Raw genomic sequence first — 17,851 nt, 5'->3', positions numbered from 1 at the left:
TCTCAGGGCGAGAGCTGGCGCAGCCGGGCACGCTGCAGCTTGCCGTTCGCCGTACGCGGAAGCGCGTCCACGAGCATATAGTCCTTCGGTGTCTTGTAGGCGGCCAGGCGTGTCCGCGCGAAGGCTGACAGGCTGTCCGCGTCGAGCATCGCGCCGGCGGCCGGCACGACGAACGCCCTCAGGATCGACACGCCCGGACGGGCCTCGACCGCAACGACAGCCGCCTCGGCCACGGCCGGATGCGCCTCGAGCGCCGCCTCGATCTCCACCGGCGATACCCGGTAGCCCATCACCTTGACCACGTCGTCGAGGCGGCCGCACGGGTGGATGTAGCCGTCACTGTCCATGACGGCCAGATCGCCGGTGACGAACCAGTCGCCCCGGAACGAGTTCTCGTCCGGACGGTTCCAGTAGCCGATCATCAGGGAGGGATCCGACCGGTGGACCGCCAGCACGCCGGCTTCGCCGAACGCGACGGGCCTGACGCCATCCTCGGGCGGCAAGAGCGCCACCGCGCGACCGCGTTGCGGCCGTCCCGGCGTCCCCGGGCGCGGCCGTCCCGCCGGCGGCATCGAGATGTAGGTCGATATCTCGCTCATGCCGAAGGCCTCGTAGATCCACCGTCCGGTCGCCGTGTACCAGGCCTCGACAAGGTCCGCGCGCAGCGTCTCGCCCGCAGCCACCCCGTGCCGCAGGCTCGGCAGGCTGTCGGAAGACATCTCGCAATACTTCAGGATCTGTCGATAAACGCTGGGTACCGCAGCAAATATCGTGGCGCCGAGTCGGTCGATGAGCTTCGGCCACACCGCAGGGTCATGGTGTCCGGCATGGATCGCGCCCGTTGCTCCGCAGGCCAGCGGATCGAGCAGGCCGACGCCGAGCGTGTAGGTCCAGTTGAGCGAGCCGGCATGCAGCACGATGTCGGTGGCGCCGAGCCCCAGCCAGTCCGCATAGGCCGGCCGCCGTCCCCAGAGTGCGCGGTGCGCATGCAGGACACCCTTCGGGGACCGCGTCGTCCCCGAGGTGTAGACCAGATAGCCCGGATCGTCGGCGGCCGTGTCGGCGAACGGCGCCGGCACGGCTAGCCTGGCGCGCTCCGCAAGCTCCGACGCCAGGATCATCGGCCGCGACCGTGTCGCCGGTCCGACCTCGAGCCCGGGGTCGCAGATCACGAGCCGGACGTCGGCATCGCCGGCCATGAAGTCGATCTCGGCTGCCGTGAGCTGGCTCGACACGGGAATTGGGACGGCGCCGATCGCCGCCGCCGCGAGAAAACCGACGGCGCAATGCGAGGAGTTGCCGAGCCGCAGCATCACGCGGTCACCGCGGCCGAGACCTAACCCGGTGAGCGCCGATGCTGTGCGGCGGACCGCCAGGTCGAGATCGGAATAGCTCCAGATCTCGTCCGCAGCCGGGTCGGCGGCGTCGTGCGCGACGATGAACGCTGTCTTCTCCGGCGTCACCCGCGCGGCCATGAGGGCGTGCGCCGCCAGGTTGAAGCGCGGCGGAACCGGCTCGCCTCCCCAGCCCTCTGCCGTAATGGCACCGGTCATGCTGCCAGACTGGTCGCCAGTGTCGAGCGCAGGATCGTTCCGTCGGCCGAGCGCGGGATCTCGCGCACCGTCAGGATGCGGTCGGGCATCAGATGCGCGGCGACACCGAGCTCGCGCAGATGCGCCCGGAATGCGGCGAGCGAACAGTCGCGGCCCGGCTGCGGCACGACGGCGGCGACGATGCGTTCGCCGAACATCGGATCGGGGATGCTGGCGGCGGCAGCATCGAGGAACCCGTCAAAGCCGCCATAGAGGGTGTCCAGGCTCTCTGCCGCCACGACGAATCCGCCGACGACGATCGTCTCCTTGCGATGGCCGAGAACGACGAGGGACGGGCCGTCGCTCTCGACCAGCCGGCAGCGCAGGCCGGTCTCGCGGAAACCATCCGGATGGGGGCGGAAGCGGAACGGCACCTCGGCTTCCGAGGGCCGGCCCGGAAAGGCAGCCGTCGGCACCTGCGGCCCGCCCACCATCAGCGCACCGCTGAGCAGCGCGCCGGGAACGATGTTCGACCCGGCCTTGTGCAGATTGCCCATCATCCGTGCCGCCAGCAGCGGTCGCTTCGGATCGGTCGCTGCCTCCTCGCCGGTGCCCGCCAGCGGCAGGACCAGCGCCTTGCCACCGCTGCCGGTGGTGATTGCCATCTCATCCAGCGAGATCACGTCCGTCGTACCGTCGCCCGCCGTATCGCGCGCGGCCGTCGACAGCGCATCGGGCGAGGCCCAGTAGCGCACCAGTCGCAGCCGGCGGCGCGGATCGAGCTGCTCGACGAGATGCGTCAGATGACCGGGCAGCACCAGATGCGTCGCCTCCATCCGCGCGACCTCGCGGCAGAAGGCGGCCGATGTCGTCGGCATCACCAGGTTCAGCCGGCAGCCTGACAACAGCCAGACGCCGAGCGCGGCGGTGAGGCCTGTCAGGCTGGTTGGGAGGAGGCTGGTGGCGAGCACGGCATCGGGACCGATCCGCGCGTCGAGCGCCAGTTCGGCCGCCGCCGAAAGCCACTGGTTATGGCTGCGCGCCAGTGGCTCCAGCGTGCCATCCCAGGACACGAAGGTGAGCATCGCAACGTGATCGGCGGGATTGCCGCTGCGCGGCGCCCCGTTCGCCCCCTCGGTCGAGGCAGACGGCGACAACGCCGGATTAAGCGGGCTCACGCCATCGGCGACATTCGCCCCGTAGGCGAAGATGTGGCGCACCGACATTGACTGGACCGCCACCCGCATCATCAGGTCGGCATGATCATTGGGGCCGATACGGCTCGCCGTCACCAGAGCGACCGGCGCGACCCGGTCGCAGGCTTCGGCGAGCTCCATCTCGCGCCAGGTGATCGGCAGCGCAGCCGGGATCAGACCGGCCCTGAGCGCGGCCAAATGGGTGACCAGCGCCTCGACGCAGTTGGCGAGCTGGATGCCAACCACATCGTCCTGCTTCAGTCCCGCGTCGAGCAGCACCGCAGCGACCGCCGAGACCATCCGGTCGATCTCCGCCCAGGTCACCGCCGGGCCGAAACTGCGTTGCCAGCCGATCCGATCACCGGGATCGGTCACGGCGACATCGTCGGGTCGGGTTGCGGCGAGCCGCGCCAACAATCCGTCGAGCGTCGCCTTGCCCCACACCTCCGCCTTCAGGTACCGGTCGGCCGCCTCGCGGTCCACCAGGATCATCTGCAGTCCCCCCGCACTGTCAGCCTCGGCCGTCGACGGCCTCCGGCTGCACCCGCCACCATGTGTCGAGCTCGTATCCGTAAAGCGGCATCCGTTCCGGCCGCCCGATATGCGACCAGCGCGCCACCCAGCTGTCCCGGGTATGGAACAGCGGGATGACGTAGCTTCCCGACATCAGGACCCGGTCGAGCGCCCGCACCGCATCGACGAAGTCATCGCGCTCGCGGGCCGCCAGCAAGGCCTCGATCATCGCATCGACGGCCGGATCGGCGACGCCCATGTAGTTCCGGGTACCCTCCTGTCCCGCCGCCGCGCCGCCCCAGTAGAACTTCTGCTCGTTGCCCGGCGACAGCGACGCGAACCAGAAGAACTGGATCATGTCGAAATCGTAGGTCTGGCGCCGCCGCTCGAACTGGGCGCTGTCGACCTGGCGCACCGAAGCCTGGATTCCCGCGCGCTTGAGCTGCGTCGCATAGGTCAGCGCCAGGCGCTCCTGCTCGGGTGTGGCGACCAGGATCTCGAAGGCCAGCGGCTGGCCCGTCTCGCGGTGGCGCATCACGCCCCCGGATGTCTCGTAGCCGGCCTCGCCGAGCAGCGCGAGGGCGGACCTCAGCATCGTGCGGTCACGTCCGGAGCCGTCCGTCCGTGGCGGCTCGTAGCTGCCGTCCATGATCTGCGGCAGAACGCGGTCGCTCCAGGGCGCCAGCAATTCGCGCTCGCGTGCGCTCGCTGGCACGCCGCGCGCCGACAGTTCCGAGCCCTCGAAATAGCTCACCGTGCGCTCGAACAGCCCATGATAGAGCGTACGGTTGATCCATTCGCCGTCGAACAGCATCGCCAGCGCCTGCCGAACCCGCCGGTCGGCGAACTGCGGCCGTCGCGTGTTGAAGACCAGGCCAGACATGCCGCGCGGCACGCCGGACGAGAGCTCGTCGAGAACGACACGCCCGTCATTGACGGCAGGAAAGCTGTATTCGGTCGCCCACCGGGCCGGATCGAGTTCCGGCAGCACATCCACGAGCCCCTTCTTGAAAGCCTCGTGCAGCGCGGTCTCGTTGCGGAAGAACTCGATCCTGATCTCGTCGAAGTTGAAGCGTCCGCGCGTTACCGGCAGGTCCCGGCCCCAGTAGTCAGGGTTGCGTCGGTATTCGATGAGCGACCCACGGTCGACCCGCCCCACGACATAGGGGCCTGAGCCGACCGGCGGCAGGTTGCCGCTCCTCTCGAAGTCGACGCTCTCGTAGTGATGCTTCGGCAGGATCGGCATCAACCCGATGATCAGCGGGATCTCCCTGTCGCCGGAGTCGCCAAAGATGAACCGCACACCGTCATCGCCGACCTTCTCCACGTCGGTGACCAGCGAATAGTAGGTGCGGTGGTTGGGTCGGCCGAATCGCTTCAGCGTTTCCCAGGAGAAGATCACATCCTCCGGCGTGACGGGCGTGCCATCGGAGAAGCGGGCTTCCGGTCTGAGACGAAACAGTGCCGACGACCGGTCGTCCGGAACGTCGATGCTGTCGGCCAGCAGGCCGTAGAGGGTGAAGGGCTCGTCCAGCCCGCGCGCCATCAGCGATTCGAAGACGTATTCGCGCAGTCCGCGCGCCGCGACGCCCTGCACGATGAACGGGTTGAGGCTGTCGAAGGTACCGACGACGCCGAGGGCGAGGCGGCCGCCCTTGGGAGCGTCGGGATTGACATAGCCGAAATGGGAGAAATCGGCAGGCAACGCCGGTTCGCCGTGCATGGCGATGGCATGCGACGGCTCGGCTGCACTCCGGTCGGACACCGCGGCCAGACCGGATGCCAGCAGCGCCGAGACAAGGCACATGCGGAACGAACTTCGCGGAATTGTCGACTCCCTTCGAACCGGCGGCGGGCCGTGAGATGCGAATCGGCGCTCAACTGTACCATAGGCTTCATGCCCGGCCGGCTGCAGATCGTCGCTGGAAATCGTGGCCAATCCGCGTTATTCGAGGGCCGGCACCGGAGACGGACAGGTTGGCGCGCGAACGGGACACCGTGTCGCCGCAATTGCCCGCGACCAAGCGCTGTCAACGGCGCCGCCGCAACCTGTCACGCGTATCGCGGTCGCGCCGGCCGCGAGCGGGGCGAGCGACGCACCCGACGCGATCAACGCTTGCAAGGAGCATCCATGTTGCCCGTAGTGGAAGGTACGACTCACCGCCGACTGCTGAAGGGCGCGGTTCTGGCGGGCGCCCTCGCGGCGTTCGCGATGGTCGCCCCCGCATCGGCCCAGACGCAGCAGACGCAGCAGCCGCAGGCCGCGCCGGCCGAAGGCGGGCTGGGAAGCTGGATCAAGCTCTGCGCGCCCGACACCACCGAGGGCGACGCGACCAAGGAAATCTGCCTGGTGACCCAGGAGGTGCGCACCGACTCCGGCGAATTCCTCGCCTCGATTTCCGTCCAGGAGACCAAGACCCCTGACGGCAAGCGCCTGATCCGCGCCGCCGTCCCGCTCGGCACGCTGATCCAGCCCGGCATTCGCGTCCAGGTCGACGAGGGCACCCAGGTTCCCGGAAAGTATGTCATCTGCTTGCCGAACGCCTGCTACGCCGAACTGGAGATCGAGGACGCTTTCATCAACAACCTGAAGAAGGGCAACAACCTGGTCGTCCTGGTGATCAACAACCAGGGCAAGCCGGTCGGAATCGGCCTGACTCTGACCGGATTCACCAAGGCCTGGGACGGTCCGCCGGTGCCGGTCGAGCAGCTCGCCCAACAGCGCCAGAAGCTGCAGGAGGAGCTTCAGAAGCGGGCCGAGGAAGCGCGCAAGAAGCTGCTGGAGCAGCAGCAGGCGGGCAAGCCGGCGGGCCAGCAGCCGGCTGCCCAATAGCCGCCGTAGCCCCGCAGGGTAGCGACTCCGGACGGTAGCGACTGTCGAAAGGAAATTCCCGGCGAGGATACCCCTTCCGCGTCGGGAATTGCGACCAACGCAGCGTTGGAAAGGATCATCCGGTCCGCGAAACGATGATCCTCTCGCAGGCGGCGCCGGCAAACCGACGGTGCCATTGGCGGCCGGCCTTCGCACCGGCCGGTCCGGAGCACGGACCGCGGTCGGCGGCGCCCGGGCCTCAGTGAGTGCGCCTCAGTGAGTGCGGTGGACGCGACTCTGATAGACGCCGGCCTCCAGCACGTCGAACATCTCCGCGACCTGCGGATGGCGTACCGGTTCGCCGGTCTCGTCGGGCAGAAGGTTCTGTTCCGACACATAGGCGATGTACTCGGTCTCGCTGTTCTCGGCCAGCAGATGGTAGAATGGCTGGTCCTTGCGCGGCCGCACGTCCTCCGGAATCGACAGCCACCATTCCTCGGTGTTGGCGAAGACGGGGTCGACGTCGAAGATCACGCCGCGGAACGGATAGATGCGGTGCCGCACGACCTGACCGATCTTGAACTTCGCGCTTCTCGCCTTCATTGCATTCCCGGTTGCGCCGGCACCGCTGCCACCCGCGGCGGCTGCCGGCCCCTGTCACATCCGGCAGCTACTCGTCGCAATGTGAGGCGCTTGTCAAGAATGTCTGCGCCCAGGCGGCGCCGGAATCAGATCACGCCGTAGCCCGCAGCAAGGTCCGGGTCCTTGCGGGCGACCAGCTCGGCCAGATCAACGATCACCTTCGCCTGCTTCCAGGTCGCGTCGTCCTGCATCTTGCCGTCGATCATCACGGCACCGGTGCCGTCCGGCATCGCCGCGATGATGCGACGGGCGAGACGCACCTCCTCAGGATCGGGACTGAATACCCGCTTGGCGATGTCGATCTGACTGGGATGCAGCGTCCAAGCGCCGGTGCACCCCATCAGGAAGGCATTGCGGAACTGCGCTTCGCAGGCCGCCGGATCCGAGAAGTCGCCGAACGGGCCGTAGAATGCCTTGATGCCGTTCGCCGCGCAGGCGTCTACCATGCGTGCGATGGTGTAATGCCACAGATCCTGCTGGAAGCGTTGGCGCGGCCTGTCGCCGTCAGCGTCCTCGAGGACGAGGTAGCCCGGGTGTCCGCCGCCCACCCGCGTCGTCTTCATCGCCCGCGAGGCGGCGAGATCGGCGGGTCCCAGGCTCATCCCGTGCATTCGCGGACTCGCCGCAGCGATCTCGGCGACATTGTTGACGCCTTCCGCCGTCTCCAGGATGGCGTGGATCAGCACGGGCTTGGTGAGACCGTGTCGGGCCTCGAGCTGCGCCAGCAGCTGGTCGAGATAGTGGATGTCCCAGGGGCCCTCGACCTTCGGCAGCATGATCACGTCGAGCCGGTCGCCCAGGGCCGCGACGATCTCGGTCACGTCATCCAGTGCCCAGGGACTGTTCAGCGCATTGATCCGGACCCACAGGCCGGTGTCCCCGAAGTCGTTGCCAAGCCCGATCTCGATGAAGCCTGCCCGCGCCGCCTGCTTGGCGTCGGCGGGAATCGCATCCTCGAGATTGCCGAGCACCACATCGACCTGACGGATGAGCTCCGGCACCTTGGCGCGAACCTTCTCGATGTGCGGCGGCACGAAGTGGATCATCCGCTCCGCCCGGATCGGCAGCTCAGTGTAGGGCGCCGGCGCTCCCACGGCCAGCGGTCGATAGAAATTCCTCGGCAGCTTCATCTTGTCCGTCCGCGTGGTGACCGGCGACACCATGTCCGCGCGGCGCTGCCGGTTCAAGGCCTTTTTGCAGCGCAGCAGGACGGGCGGCGTTGACCGATGCTCGCGAAAGGGGTTAGGCGAGGGGGCCACACCGCCAGCTCCGGATCCCGTCAGTGCAGCAGGTCCTAACACTGTCGATGCCCTTCTTCGGGCTGATCTTCCTGGGCTATGTGGGCGGCAAGCTGGTCCGCCATCCGCAGGACGGGCTCGCCTGGCTCAACACCTTCATCGTCTACTTCGCGCTGCCCGCGCTGTTCTTCCAGCTCCTGTCGGAAACCCCCTTCGAGCAGCTCGCGCAATGGTCGTTCGTGCTGACCACGACCTTCGCGACCTACTGCATGTTCACCCTGGCCTTCCTCATCGGTTTCGTGGTGACGCGAGGCAACATCCGCGAGTCGACGGTACAGGCACTGATCGGCAGCTATTCGAACATCGGCTACATGGGCCCTGGTCTCACCCTTGCCGCCCTCGGCCCCGCCGCGACCGTCCCCACGGCGCTCATCTTCTGCTTCGACAACGCAATGCTGTTCACCCTCGTGCCGCTCCTGATGGCGCTGGGGCGCAACGATCAGGTCAACGGCGTGCAGATGGCCCTGGGCATCGTGAAGCGGGTCCTCCTGCATCCCTTCATCCTGGCGACGATCGCCGGGGTCCTGGCCGCATACTTCGAGTTCCGCCCCCCCGAGGCGGTCGACCGGCTCCTGACCTACCTGCGTTCGGCGGCTGCGCCCTGCGCGCTGTTCGCCATGGGCGTCACCGTCGCCCTGCGACCGATCAAACGGGTTCCAGCGGAGCTGCCGGCGCTGATCCTGATCAAGCTGATCCTGCATCCGGCGCTGGTACTGGTCCTGCTCAGCTTCGTCGGCGCGTTCGATCCCGTATGGGTCTACACGGCCATCCTGATGTCGGCACTGCCGCCGGCGCTGAACGTGTTCGTCCTGGCGCAGCAGTATCAGACCTATGTCGAGCGGGCGTCGAGCAGCATCCTGATCGGAACCGTGGTTTCGATCTTCACTCTGACAAGCGTGCTGTATCTGATATCCAACGCGCTGGTGCCGTCCGACCTGTTCCCGTGACAGGCGTGGAAACACGGCGCGATCCGGAGGAGGGACACTTGGTCAATCGACCGCTATCCGGCATCAGGGTTCTCGATTTCTCGACGTTGCTGCCCGGGCCCCTTGCGGGGCTGATCCTCGCCGAGGCTGGCGCCGAGGTCATCAAGGTGGAGCGGCCGGAGGGGGAAGAGATCCGCCGGTTCGTGCCACGCTGGGGCGATGATTCGATTCATTTCGCGCTTCTCAATCGGGGCAAGCGCAGCGTCACCGTCGATCTCAAGGATCCGGGTGCGGCGGCACGCCTCGAGCCGCTGATCCGCGACTGCGACGTGCTCATCGAGCAGTTCCGACCGGGCGTCATGAGTCGGCTCGGCCTCGACTACGAGCGCGTCAGGGCAATCCGGCCGGATATCGTCTATTGCTCGATCACCGGCTACGGACAGTCCGGGCCGAAATCCCAGGTCGCCGGCCACGATCTCAACTACATCGCCGAAACCGGACTGCTGGCGCTGTCGCACGGCAGCGCCGCGCACCAGGTGATCCCGCCAGCGCTCGTCGCCGACATCGGCGGCGGCACCATGCCCACCGTGCTCAACATCCTGCTCGCGCTGATAGGGCGCCAGCGCACCGGGGAGGGTGCCTATATCGACATCGCGATGAGCGATGCGATGTTCACCTACGCCTGGTGGGCCTACGGAATGGGCCACGCCTTCGGCGACTGGCCGGGCAACGGCGACTCGCTGCTGTCGGGCGGATCGCCCCGCTACCAGATCTACCCGACACGGGACGGCCGCTTCGTGGCGGTGGCCGCGCTGGAACAGAAGTTCTGGGACGAGCTGTGCGACCTCATCGGGCTGGAACGGCGCCTGCGCGACGACAGCGTCGATCCGGCCGCCACCATCGCGGCGATGCGCGCGATCTTCGGCAACCGCTCGTCCGAAGACTGGGCAGCGGTGTTCGAGGGCAGGGACTGTGCGACGAACGTGGTGCGCACGCTAGCCGAAGCGGCGAAGGATCCGCACTTCCTCGAACGCGGGCTGTTCGATCACGTGCTGGAGAACCAGGCCGGCCAGCGCATTCCTGCGCTTGTCGTACCCGTGGCGCCGCAGTTCCGCGGCCCCGCCGCAACGCCCGGGCGCGCTCCGACGCTCGGCGCCGACAATGATCTACTCGACGGCAGCGTAAGGCAATGAGCCGGCCGTCATGCCGTCACCGTCGGCCGGACGCATGATTCGCGGCAGCCCGTGGGTCGGAGCGATACCTTCACGCACGATCAGCCGCCGGATCGGCCCGATCCCCGACAGCACGCGGAGACCTGCGGCGCGCAAAGCCTGAAGCGGGACGAAATCCGACAGCAGGGTGCGATTGAGGAGGTCCACCGCGCCCGCCCGCGACACGATGTCGATACGTCGAGCCGCGTCATAGGCCGTACAGACCTCCTCGCCGCCGATGTCGCGACCGGCCTCGAAGGCGTCCGCGACGATTTCGGCGATCATCGCGGCGTCCCTCAGACCGAGATTGAGCCCCTGGGCACCGATCGGCGGAATGACGTGGGCGGCCTCGCCGACCAGCGCGACGCGTCTGGCGGCATAGCGGCGGGCGTTCAGTCCGGACAGACGGTAGGTTGCGCAGCGCGCGGCTGCGCGCACCCGGCCGAGCAGGCGATGCGACCGCCGTTCGATCTCTCCGGCAAGCCCTTCCGGCGAAAGCGCGGCGAACGTCTCGACGGCGCGCGGCCGATCGACCCAGACGAGGCTGGACCGGTCGCCGGGCAGTGGCACGAGGGTGAACGGGCCGTTGCAGCCGTGGAATTCCGTCGACACGCCGCAATGCGGGCGTTCATGCTCGAGGTCGGTGACGAGGGCCGCCTGGTCATAGCTCCATTCATCGACCGCGATGCCCGCTGCCCGTCGGCACAGCGAGCGACGCCCATCCGCGGCGACCACCAGCGCGGCCGCGAGACGGCTGCCGTCGGCAAGACGGACGACTGCCCCGTCGGCGTCGAGCTCGATCCCCGTCACCGTCGCGACGATCAGATGCGCCGACGGCATCTCGCCGATCCGGCGGCGCAGCGTCGCGACCAGAACCCGGTTGTGGATGTTCCAGCCGAATGCCGCTTCGCCGATCTCGCTGGCGGCGAACTCGACGCTCGGTGCGCGCACCAATCGGCCGGTATCGTCTATGATCCGCAGTCTTTCGAGCGGCGCGGCCTCCGCGGCACAATCGCTCCACACCCCGAGCCGCCGCAACATCCGGACGGAGGCGACCATCAGAGCGGAGGTGCGCCGATCACGGGCCGGATCCGCCAGCGGATCGACGACGGCCACCGTCAATCCGGCTGCGGCGATCGCCAGCGCCGCGGACAGTCCGGCCGGCCCCCCGCCGGCGACCACGACATCGAAACGGTTCTCCGCTGCGACCATCGCTGACTGTCCTTGTGCCGTGAACGTGCAGGACATAGCGCGGCACCGGAGCGTCGTCACCTTGACCGCGTGTCACATCCGCCTCGGCTGCCACATCGCCCGATGCCCGGGCCATTGCATTTGCCGCGCCAGCATGATTGACCATCCTCATGGGCGAGACGGCCGGGCCGCATCACACCAGGGAAGGGCGATGACCATTACCCCCGGAGGCGGGTTCCCCCATCTGGGAGCGTTCGAGGCGCGCCTTGCAGGCGCGCTCGGACGACCACACCTTGCGACATGGGCTGCGCTGGGCGCCCTCGTCCTGCTCGCCTGGGCCTATCTGGCGCTCGCGGCCACGGCTGTCGGGCTCGGCGGCACGTTCGGGGCGCTCGGGCCGGGGATGGCGACCTTCGACCGCCTGATCGGAGACTTCGCCCACCAGGATCGGCTGTTCGCCGCGATTTCCGGCAACGCCTGGCTCTCGGCACTGATCGCGGTCTGCGCGGTCTCGCCAGCCGACTGGTCGATCGCCGACCTCGTCCTGCACGCCTCGATGTGGCTGGCGATGGGCGTGGCGATGATGCTGCCGACCGCTGCGCCGATGATCCGGACCTATGCCGAGATCGCCGACACGGCGGCCGGACAGGGCAGGCGGGTGGTGTCGCCGCTGGTCCTGGCCGCCGGCTACCTGACCATCTGGTCAGCTTTTGCCGTCGCGGCGACCGGTCTCGAATGGGCAATCGGACTTGCCGGGCTGGTGGAGGCGCCGATGGCGGCGCTTCCCGGCTGGCTGGCCGTGGCGGTGATGGCGGGTGCCGGCGCCTACCAGTTCACCGCCATCAAGACGGCCTGTCTCGTCCGCTGCGCGCGCCCCTTTCCGGTGCTGTTCGCGAACTGGACCGAGGACCCCGCAGGCGTCTTCCGGCTGGGCATCCGCCAGGGCATCCATTGTCTGGGCTGCTGCTGGGCGCTGATGCTGGTAATGTTCGCCGTCGGGATGATGAACATCGTCTGGATCGCCGGGCTGGCCGTGGTGATGACGGCCGAGAAGGTCGTCGCGACCCGCTGGTTCAGCGGTCTCGTTGGCGTGGTGCTGCTCGGCTGGGCGGCGGCGGCAGCGCTTGCGCTGGCCACCGCCTGACCGGTCGGTGGGAACAGTCAGGGAGTAGGCTCAGGTGTCGGAGAAGTGGGCGATCAACGGCGAGCTCGCGCTGAGCTGCAACTGCACGGTCTTCTGCCCCTGCGTGCTGTCGCTCGGCAAGCATCCGCCGACCGAGGGCTACTGCCAGACCTGGGCCGGCATCCGTATCGACCAGGGCCGTTTCGGCGATGTCGATCTCGGCGGCATCAACGTGGCGCTGGTCATGGAGATTCCGGGTCTGATGTCGCGTGGCAACTGGACGGCTGGCCTGTTTGTCGATGACCGCGCCGACATTCAGGCCGTTCGGGCATTGACCCGCATCTTCACCGGGCGCGCCGGCGGCTCCACCGGATTGCTGTCGATCCTTGTCGGGCGATTCCTTGGCGTGCAGCAGACACCGGTGAGCTATACGGTCGACGGGAAAACACGTATCGTGAAGGTACCGAAAATCATCGACGGGGCGATCACCCCCGTCTCCGGGAGCAATGGCGGCGGCGACGTCGTGATAACGAACAGCCAGTACTGGATCGCGCCCGACATCACGGTCTGCCAGGCGGATCGCAGCCGAATGCGCGGTTTCGGCAGGAATTGGGACTTCGCCGGGCGCAGCGCCGAATTGTGCCGCATCGAATGGCGCGGCCCATGAGCAGCGGCGTGGCAACCCAGGAGCGCAGGCTTGCGGCGGCGGCGGTTCATGCGCTGACCGCGTCCGGCGTCGTCTGGGCGTTCCTGGCACTGGTTGCGGCCGTGCGCGGCGACTGGCCGGTGATGTTCGCCTGGCTGGGGGTCGCGCTGTTCGTCGATGGGATCGACGGTCCGCTGGCGCGCAAGGTCGGCATCACCCGCGTCCTGCCCGACTGGAACGGCGAGACGCTGGATCTCGTCGTCGACTACCTGACCTACGTGTTCATTCCCGCCTATGCGGCTGTCGCCGCCGGTCTGTTCCCGCCGAACTTCGGCGTGGTCGGCGCGGCGATCATATGCCTGTCGTCGGCGGCCTTCTTCGCCAAGCGCAACCAGAAGAGCAAGGACAATTTCTTCATCGGCTTTCCGGCCGTCTGGAATCTCGTCCTATTCTACTGGATGATCTTCGATACGGGACCCGAAGTCGTGCTCGCCTCCACAATCGCCTTCGGGCTGCTGACCTTCTTCCCCATGCACTTCATCCATCCGGTGCGCGTGGTCCGCTTCCGCAATCTGTCGCTGGCGGTCACCATGTCGGCCTTCGTGCTGGCGCTCGTCGCGATCCTTGAGGAACTGAATCCCGACGGCTGGGTTAAGGCGGGGCTGGCGGCTGCGCTGGCCTACCTGCTCGGCGTGAGCCTTTGGCGGACACTGATCGGCGAGCGGGAGTGATCGGGGCCGCCAGCGGCTTGCCGATCGCGGTCTGGCTCCCGATATCTCGCCGGTTTCTCGCCAATTGCGGAGTCCGCCATGTTCGACCTGTTGACCGATCCCAATGCCTGGGCGGCCCTTGCCACGCTCACGGTCATGGAGATCGTCCTCGGCATCGACAACGTCGTCTTCATCTCGATCCTGGTCAGCCGCCTGCCGGCCAGCCGGGCGAGGATCGCCCGCCAGATCGGCCTCGGCTTGGCGCTTGCATTCCGGATCGCCTTTCTGTTCGGGCTGACCTGGCTGATGGGCCTGACGGCAACCCTGTTCGACGTGCTGGGCGAGCCGGTCACGTGGCGCGACCTGATCCTGCTCGGCGGCGGCCTGTTCCTGCTGGTGAAAGGCACGATGGAGATCCATCGCGGCATCGAGGGCGACGATCACGGCGCCGCGACGGCGGTGAACGCGGCCTTCGCGGTCATCGTCGCGCAGATCATCGTCATCGACCTGATCTTCTCGGTCGATTCGATCATCACCGCGATCGGCATGGCCCAGCACATCGAGATCATGATCACCGCCGTCGTCATCGCTGTCGCAGTCATGTATCTGGCCTCCGGGCCGGTCAGCGAGTTCATCAAGCACCATCCGACCACCAAGATGCTGGCGCTCGCCTTCCTGCTGCTGATCGGCGTGGCGCTGATTGCCGACGGGGCCGGATTCCACATCCCGCGCGGCTACATCTACTTCGCGATGGCCTTCTCGGCGGCGGTCGAGTTCGTCAACGTCATGGCCCGGCGCCGGCAACTCGCACGCGAACAGCGGTACTGAACAGGGAAGCTGAAAGATCAGTCGTCCTGGCCGACGGCGCAGCCGCACGGCCGGGACCGGGGCCGCCCCCCGACCGGACCTGCCGCCCTGAGGCGATCGGCCTCGTGATGCGGCGCCGTTCGGGTCCGCCCTCCCGGTCCCGGGTCGGCTTCCGCGTCCGGGATGACGCTACGGATGGAGCGAAACGGACTCGCTAGTCCGCCACCAGCGGCAGCACCGGCGTCGTCTTGACGATGCCGAGCGCGAAGCTCGACTCGATCGAGCCGACGCAGGCGAGCCGTGTCAGCCTTGTCCTGAGGAACCGCTCGTAGGCTTCAAGGCTGTCGACCGCGATGCGCAGCAGATAGTCGCGCGTGCCGGTCATCAGGAAGCAGTCGAGCACCTCGTCCCAGCGCTTGACCGCCGCGTCGAACTCGGCGAGCGCGTCCTCGGTCTGGCGGGTCAGCTTGACCGAGGCGAACACGTTGATCGGCAGGCCGTACGCCTCCTGGTCGATGAGCGCTGTATAGCCGCGGATTACGCCTGCCTCCTCCAGCCGCCGCAGCCGCCTGAGACAGGGCGAGGGCGACAGGCCGACCCTTTCGGCCAGCGCCTGGTTGGTGATGCGGCCGTCCGCCTGCAATTCGCGGATGATCCGCCGGTCGATCGCGTCGATCATCTTCTTGCGCCGTCCTGTCCGTGAGCGCAATTTCCTGTCACCGGGTGCGCCTGCAGTGGCTCACTTCGCAATACCCGACCCGTGCGGATCGGCCAAGCTGCCAATCTGCGCGGGCGTGCTAGACTCCGCGCCGAAGCAAGCAGGGAGCCCCGCAATGGCCCGCACGACCCGGCTGCACGCCGTCGACGATGCATCGAACGCGCCGGACATCGCCACCCTGGAGATGCTCGAGAAGAAGGTGCTGTGGCTGTCCTCGTGGATCATTCACAACGCCAACCATGTGCGTCCGAACGTCGATGGGCTCAAGGTCGGCGGGCACCAGGCTTCGTCGGCATCTCTTTCAACGGTGATGACCGCCCTGTACTTCCGCATCCTGCGGCCGCAGGACCGGGTCGCGGTGAAGCCGCATGCCAGTCCCGCCTTCCATGCCATCCAGTACCTGTTCGGCAACCAGACTCGCAAGAAGCTCGAGAATTTCCGGGGCTATGGCGGCGCCCAGTCCTATCCCTCGCGCACCAAGGATGTCGACGACGTTGACTTCTCGACCGGCTCTGTCGGTCTCGGCGTCGCGATCACCGCGTTCGCCAGTCTCGCACAGGACTATGTCCTCGCCCATGGCGGCATGAAGGACTGGCCGGAGGGCCGCATGGTGGCGCTGCTCGGCGACGCCGAGCTCGACGAGGGCAACATCTTCGAATGTCTGCTGGAGGGCTGGAAGCACGGTCTGAGGAACTGCTGGTGGGTGATCGACTACAATCGCCAGAGCCTCGATTCCGTCGTCTCCGACGCCCTGTTCCAGAAGCATGCGGACGTGTTCAGGGCGTTGGGCTGGGCGGTGGTCACGATCAAGTACGGCAAGCGCCTCGAGGCCGCCTTCGCCAGGCCCGGCGGCGATGCACTGCGGCGCTGGATCGACGAATGCCCCAATGCGCTCTATTCGGCGCTGGTATTCCAGGGCGGCGCCGCCTGGCGCAACCAGCTGCGCGCCGACCTCGCCCATGAGCCGGACGTGCTGCGTCTCATCGACGGCCTCGACGACGACGCCCTTGCCCGGCTGATGACGGATCTCGGCGGCCATTGCATGGAAAGCGTCGTCGAGGCCTTCGAGTCGGCACCCGAGGATCGGCCTGTCTGCTTCATCGCCTACACGATCAAGGGCCACGGACTGCCCTTCCAGGGCCACAAGGACAACCATGCCGGCCTGATGACGAGGGAGCAGATGGCCGGCTTCCGGGCGGCAAACGGCATCGGCGAAGGCGAGGAATGGGACCCGACCGCAGGGCTCGGCATCTCGCCGGCGGAGCTTGCTTCGATCCTTGCGAGGGCCCCGTTCAACGCCCGGGGCAGGCGGCGGCTCGAAGCCGGTCGCGTTCCCGTGCCGAGCTTGCCGCTGCCGCCGCTGCGCGGCGCGATGTCGACGCAGGAGGGCTTCGGCAAGATTCTCGACGGCATCGCCAGGGCAGGCGGACCGCTCGCCGACCGCATCGTCACGACCTCGCCGGATGTCACCGTGTCGACCAATCTCGGCCCCTGGGTGAACCGGCGCGGCATCTTCGCCCGCGAGGTGCGACCGGACGTGTTCCAGGAGCGCAAGCTGATGTCGGCGCAGCGCTGGGACATGGGACCGAAGGGGCAGCACATCGAACTCGGGATCGCCGAGAACAACCTCTTCCTGGCGCTCGGGGCGCTCGGCCTGGCGCATTCGCTGTTCGGCGAGCGGCTGCTGCCGATCGGCACGCTGTACGATCCGTTCATCGCCCGTGGCCTCGATGCGCTGAACTATGCCTGCTATCAGGATGCCCGCTTCATCTTGGTCGCGACACCCTCCGGCGTGACGCTGGCGCCGGAGGGCGGAGCGCACCAGTCGATCGGCACGCCGCTGATCGGCATGGCGCAGGATGGGCTCGCCTATTTCGAGCCTGCCTATGTCGATGAACTCGCGGTCATCCTGGAATGGGCGTTCGACTACATCCAGCGTGGCGGCAAGGCCGCGGCCGGCGAGTGGCTGCACGAGAAGGAGGGCGGTTCAGTCTATCTGCGGCTGTCGACGCGTCCGCTCGACCAGCCGCTCCGGGACATCGACGAGGACATGCGCGAGGGAATCCTCAAGGGCGCCTACTGGCAGCGACCACCGGCCGAGGGCGCGAGCCTCGTCGTCGCCTATTCAGGGGCGGTCGCACCGGAGGCCGCCTCCGCGCTCGGCGAACTGCTTCAGATCGAGCCGGGCGCAGGATTGCTGGCGGTGACATCGGCCGACCGGCTGAACGCTGGCTGGCAGGCGGCACAGCGGGCCCGCCAGATCGGCCGCGGCGCGGCACTCTCCCACGTCGAGCGATTGCTGGCGCCACTCGCCCGCGATGCCCGTATCGTCACGGTCATCGACGGCCACCCGGCGACGCTTGCCTGGATCGGTTCCGTCGCCGGGCATCGCGTCGAGGCGCTCGGTGTCGAGCATTTCGGCCAGACCGGTACGATCCCCGACCTCTATCATCACCACCGGATCGACCAGACGGCAATCGTGGAGGCGGGACTGGCGACACTTCCGCGAGGCCGGCGGCGCTGATA

Annotated in this window: 15 protein-coding genes; 8 read left to right on the top strand and 7 right to left on the bottom strand. The window is 67.6% G+C overall.

The window, feature by feature from the left end:
* Positions 1 to 2: 2 nt before the first annotated feature.
* Genes EDC22_RS03950 through EDC22_RS03940 form a run of 3 tightly spaced genes read right to left on the bottom strand, consistent with a single transcriptional unit; the run spans position 3 to position 5,048 of the window.
* Positions 3 to 1,553 (bottom strand): acetate--CoA ligase, encoded by a 1,551-nt coding sequence (locus EDC22_RS03950; protein WP_132805309.1) that lies wholly within the window; start codon positions 1,551 to 1,553, stop codon positions 3 to 5.
* Complete coding sequence (locus EDC22_RS03945; protein ID WP_132805308.1) at positions 1,550 to 3,220, bottom strand: AMP-binding protein; 1,671 nt, start codon at positions 3,218 to 3,220, stop codon at positions 1,550 to 1,552. The genes EDC22_RS03950 and EDC22_RS03945 overlap by 4 nt, the downstream gene beginning before the upstream one ends.
* Before the next feature lie 19 nt (positions 3,221 to 3,239).
* On the bottom strand, positions 3,240 to 5,048 hold the full coding sequence (locus EDC22_RS03940; protein WP_132805307.1) for an extracellular solute-binding protein: 1,809 nt from the start codon (positions 5,046 to 5,048) through the stop codon (positions 3,240 to 3,242).
* A 324-nt stretch (positions 5,049 to 5,372) separates the two neighbouring features.
* On the opposite strand from EDC22_RS03940, the gene EDC22_RS03935 reads away from it, so the two are divergent.
* Entirely contained in the window at positions 5,373 to 6,074 is a 702-nt protein-coding gene (locus EDC22_RS03935) for an invasion associated locus B family protein (RefSeq protein ID WP_132805306.1), read from the top strand.
* Between the two features lie 252 nt (positions 6,075 to 6,326).
* Here the strand turns inward: EDC22_RS03935 and hspQ are convergent, their stop codons facing one another.
* Positions 6,327 to 6,656, bottom strand: a complete 330-nt coding sequence (gene hspQ / locus EDC22_RS03930) for a heat shock protein HspQ (RefSeq protein ID WP_132805305.1) — start codon at positions 6,654 to 6,656, stop codon at positions 6,327 to 6,329.
* Positions 6,657 to 6,781: 125 nt separating this feature from the next.
* Positions 6,782 to 7,825: an HpcH/HpaI aldolase/citrate lyase family protein gene (locus EDC22_RS03925; RefSeq protein ID WP_132805304.1), complete on the bottom strand. Its 1,044-nt coding sequence runs from the start codon at positions 7,823 to 7,825 to the stop codon at positions 6,782 to 6,784.
* 152 nt (positions 7,826 to 7,977) lie between these two features.
* Here EDC22_RS03925 and EDC22_RS03920 point away from each other — a divergent pair, with 152 nt between their 5' ends.
* Together EDC22_RS03920 and EDC22_RS03915 are read left to right on the top strand one after the other, a co-directional pair.
* A complete protein-coding gene (locus tag EDC22_RS03920; RefSeq protein ID WP_132805303.1) occupies positions 7,978 to 8,940 on the top strand; it encodes an AEC family transporter in 963 nt (320 codons plus the stop codon).
* A 38-nt stretch (positions 8,941 to 8,978) separates the two neighbouring features.
* Entirely contained in the window at positions 8,979 to 10,112 is a 1,134-nt protein-coding gene (locus EDC22_RS03915) for a CaiB/BaiF CoA transferase family protein (protein ID WP_132805302.1), read from the top strand.
* On the opposite strand, the gene EDC22_RS03910 is transcribed toward EDC22_RS03915, so the two are convergent.
* On the bottom strand, positions 10,086 to 11,342 hold the full coding sequence (locus EDC22_RS03910) for a UbiH/UbiF family hydroxylase (RefSeq protein WP_132805301.1): 1,257 nt from the start codon (positions 11,340 to 11,342) through the stop codon (positions 10,086 to 10,088). The genes EDC22_RS03915 and EDC22_RS03910 overlap by 27 nt on opposite strands.
* Positions 11,343 to 11,532: 190 nt before the next feature.
* Between EDC22_RS03910 and EDC22_RS03905 the strand changes: the two genes are divergently transcribed.
* The 4 genes from EDC22_RS03905 (at position 11,533) to EDC22_RS03890 (ending at position 14,628) form a co-directional block, all read left to right on the top strand.
* On the top strand, positions 11,533 to 12,465 hold the full coding sequence (locus EDC22_RS03905; protein ID WP_165926781.1) for a DUF2182 domain-containing protein: 933 nt from the start codon (positions 11,533 to 11,535) through the stop codon (positions 12,463 to 12,465).
* Between the two features lie 34 nt (positions 12,466 to 12,499).
* Positions 12,500 to 13,111 (top strand): DUF1326 domain-containing protein, encoded by a 612-nt coding sequence (locus EDC22_RS03900; RefSeq protein ID WP_132805299.1) that lies wholly within the window; start codon positions 12,500 to 12,502, stop codon positions 13,109 to 13,111.
* On the top strand, positions 13,108 to 13,821 hold the full coding sequence (locus EDC22_RS03895) for a CDP-alcohol phosphatidyltransferase family protein (protein WP_132805298.1): 714 nt from the start codon (positions 13,108 to 13,110) through the stop codon (positions 13,819 to 13,821). Before EDC22_RS03900 ends, EDC22_RS03895 begins: the two co-directional genes overlap by 4 nt.
* Positions 13,822 to 13,899: 78 nt before the next feature.
* Positions 13,900 to 14,628 (top strand): TerC family protein, encoded by a 729-nt coding sequence (locus EDC22_RS03890; protein WP_132805297.1) that lies wholly within the window; start codon positions 13,900 to 13,902, stop codon positions 14,626 to 14,628.
* A gap of 193 nt (positions 14,629 to 14,821) precedes the next feature.
* On the opposite strand, the gene EDC22_RS03885 is transcribed toward EDC22_RS03890, so the two are convergent.
* On the bottom strand, positions 14,822 to 15,286 hold the full coding sequence (locus tag EDC22_RS03885) for an Lrp/AsnC family transcriptional regulator (protein ID WP_132805296.1): 465 nt from the start codon (positions 15,284 to 15,286) through the stop codon (positions 14,822 to 14,824).
* A 154-nt stretch (positions 15,287 to 15,440) separates the two neighbouring features.
* On the opposite strand from EDC22_RS03885, the gene EDC22_RS03880 reads away from it, so the two are divergent.
* The gene (locus EDC22_RS03880; protein ID WP_132805295.1) at positions 15,441 to 17,849 is read left to right on the top strand and encodes a transketolase; all 2,409 of its coding nucleotides are present in this window, start codon (positions 15,441 to 15,443) and stop codon (positions 17,847 to 17,849) included.
* The last annotated feature ends 2 nt before the right edge of the window (positions 17,850 to 17,851 follow it).

This window comes from Tepidamorphus gemmatus (assembly GCF_004346195.1).
Classification (GTDB): Bacteria; Pseudomonadota; Alphaproteobacteria; order Rhizobiales; family Tepidamorphaceae; genus Tepidamorphus; species Tepidamorphus gemmatus.
This window is presented reverse-complemented; position numbering and strand designations above follow the sequence as displayed.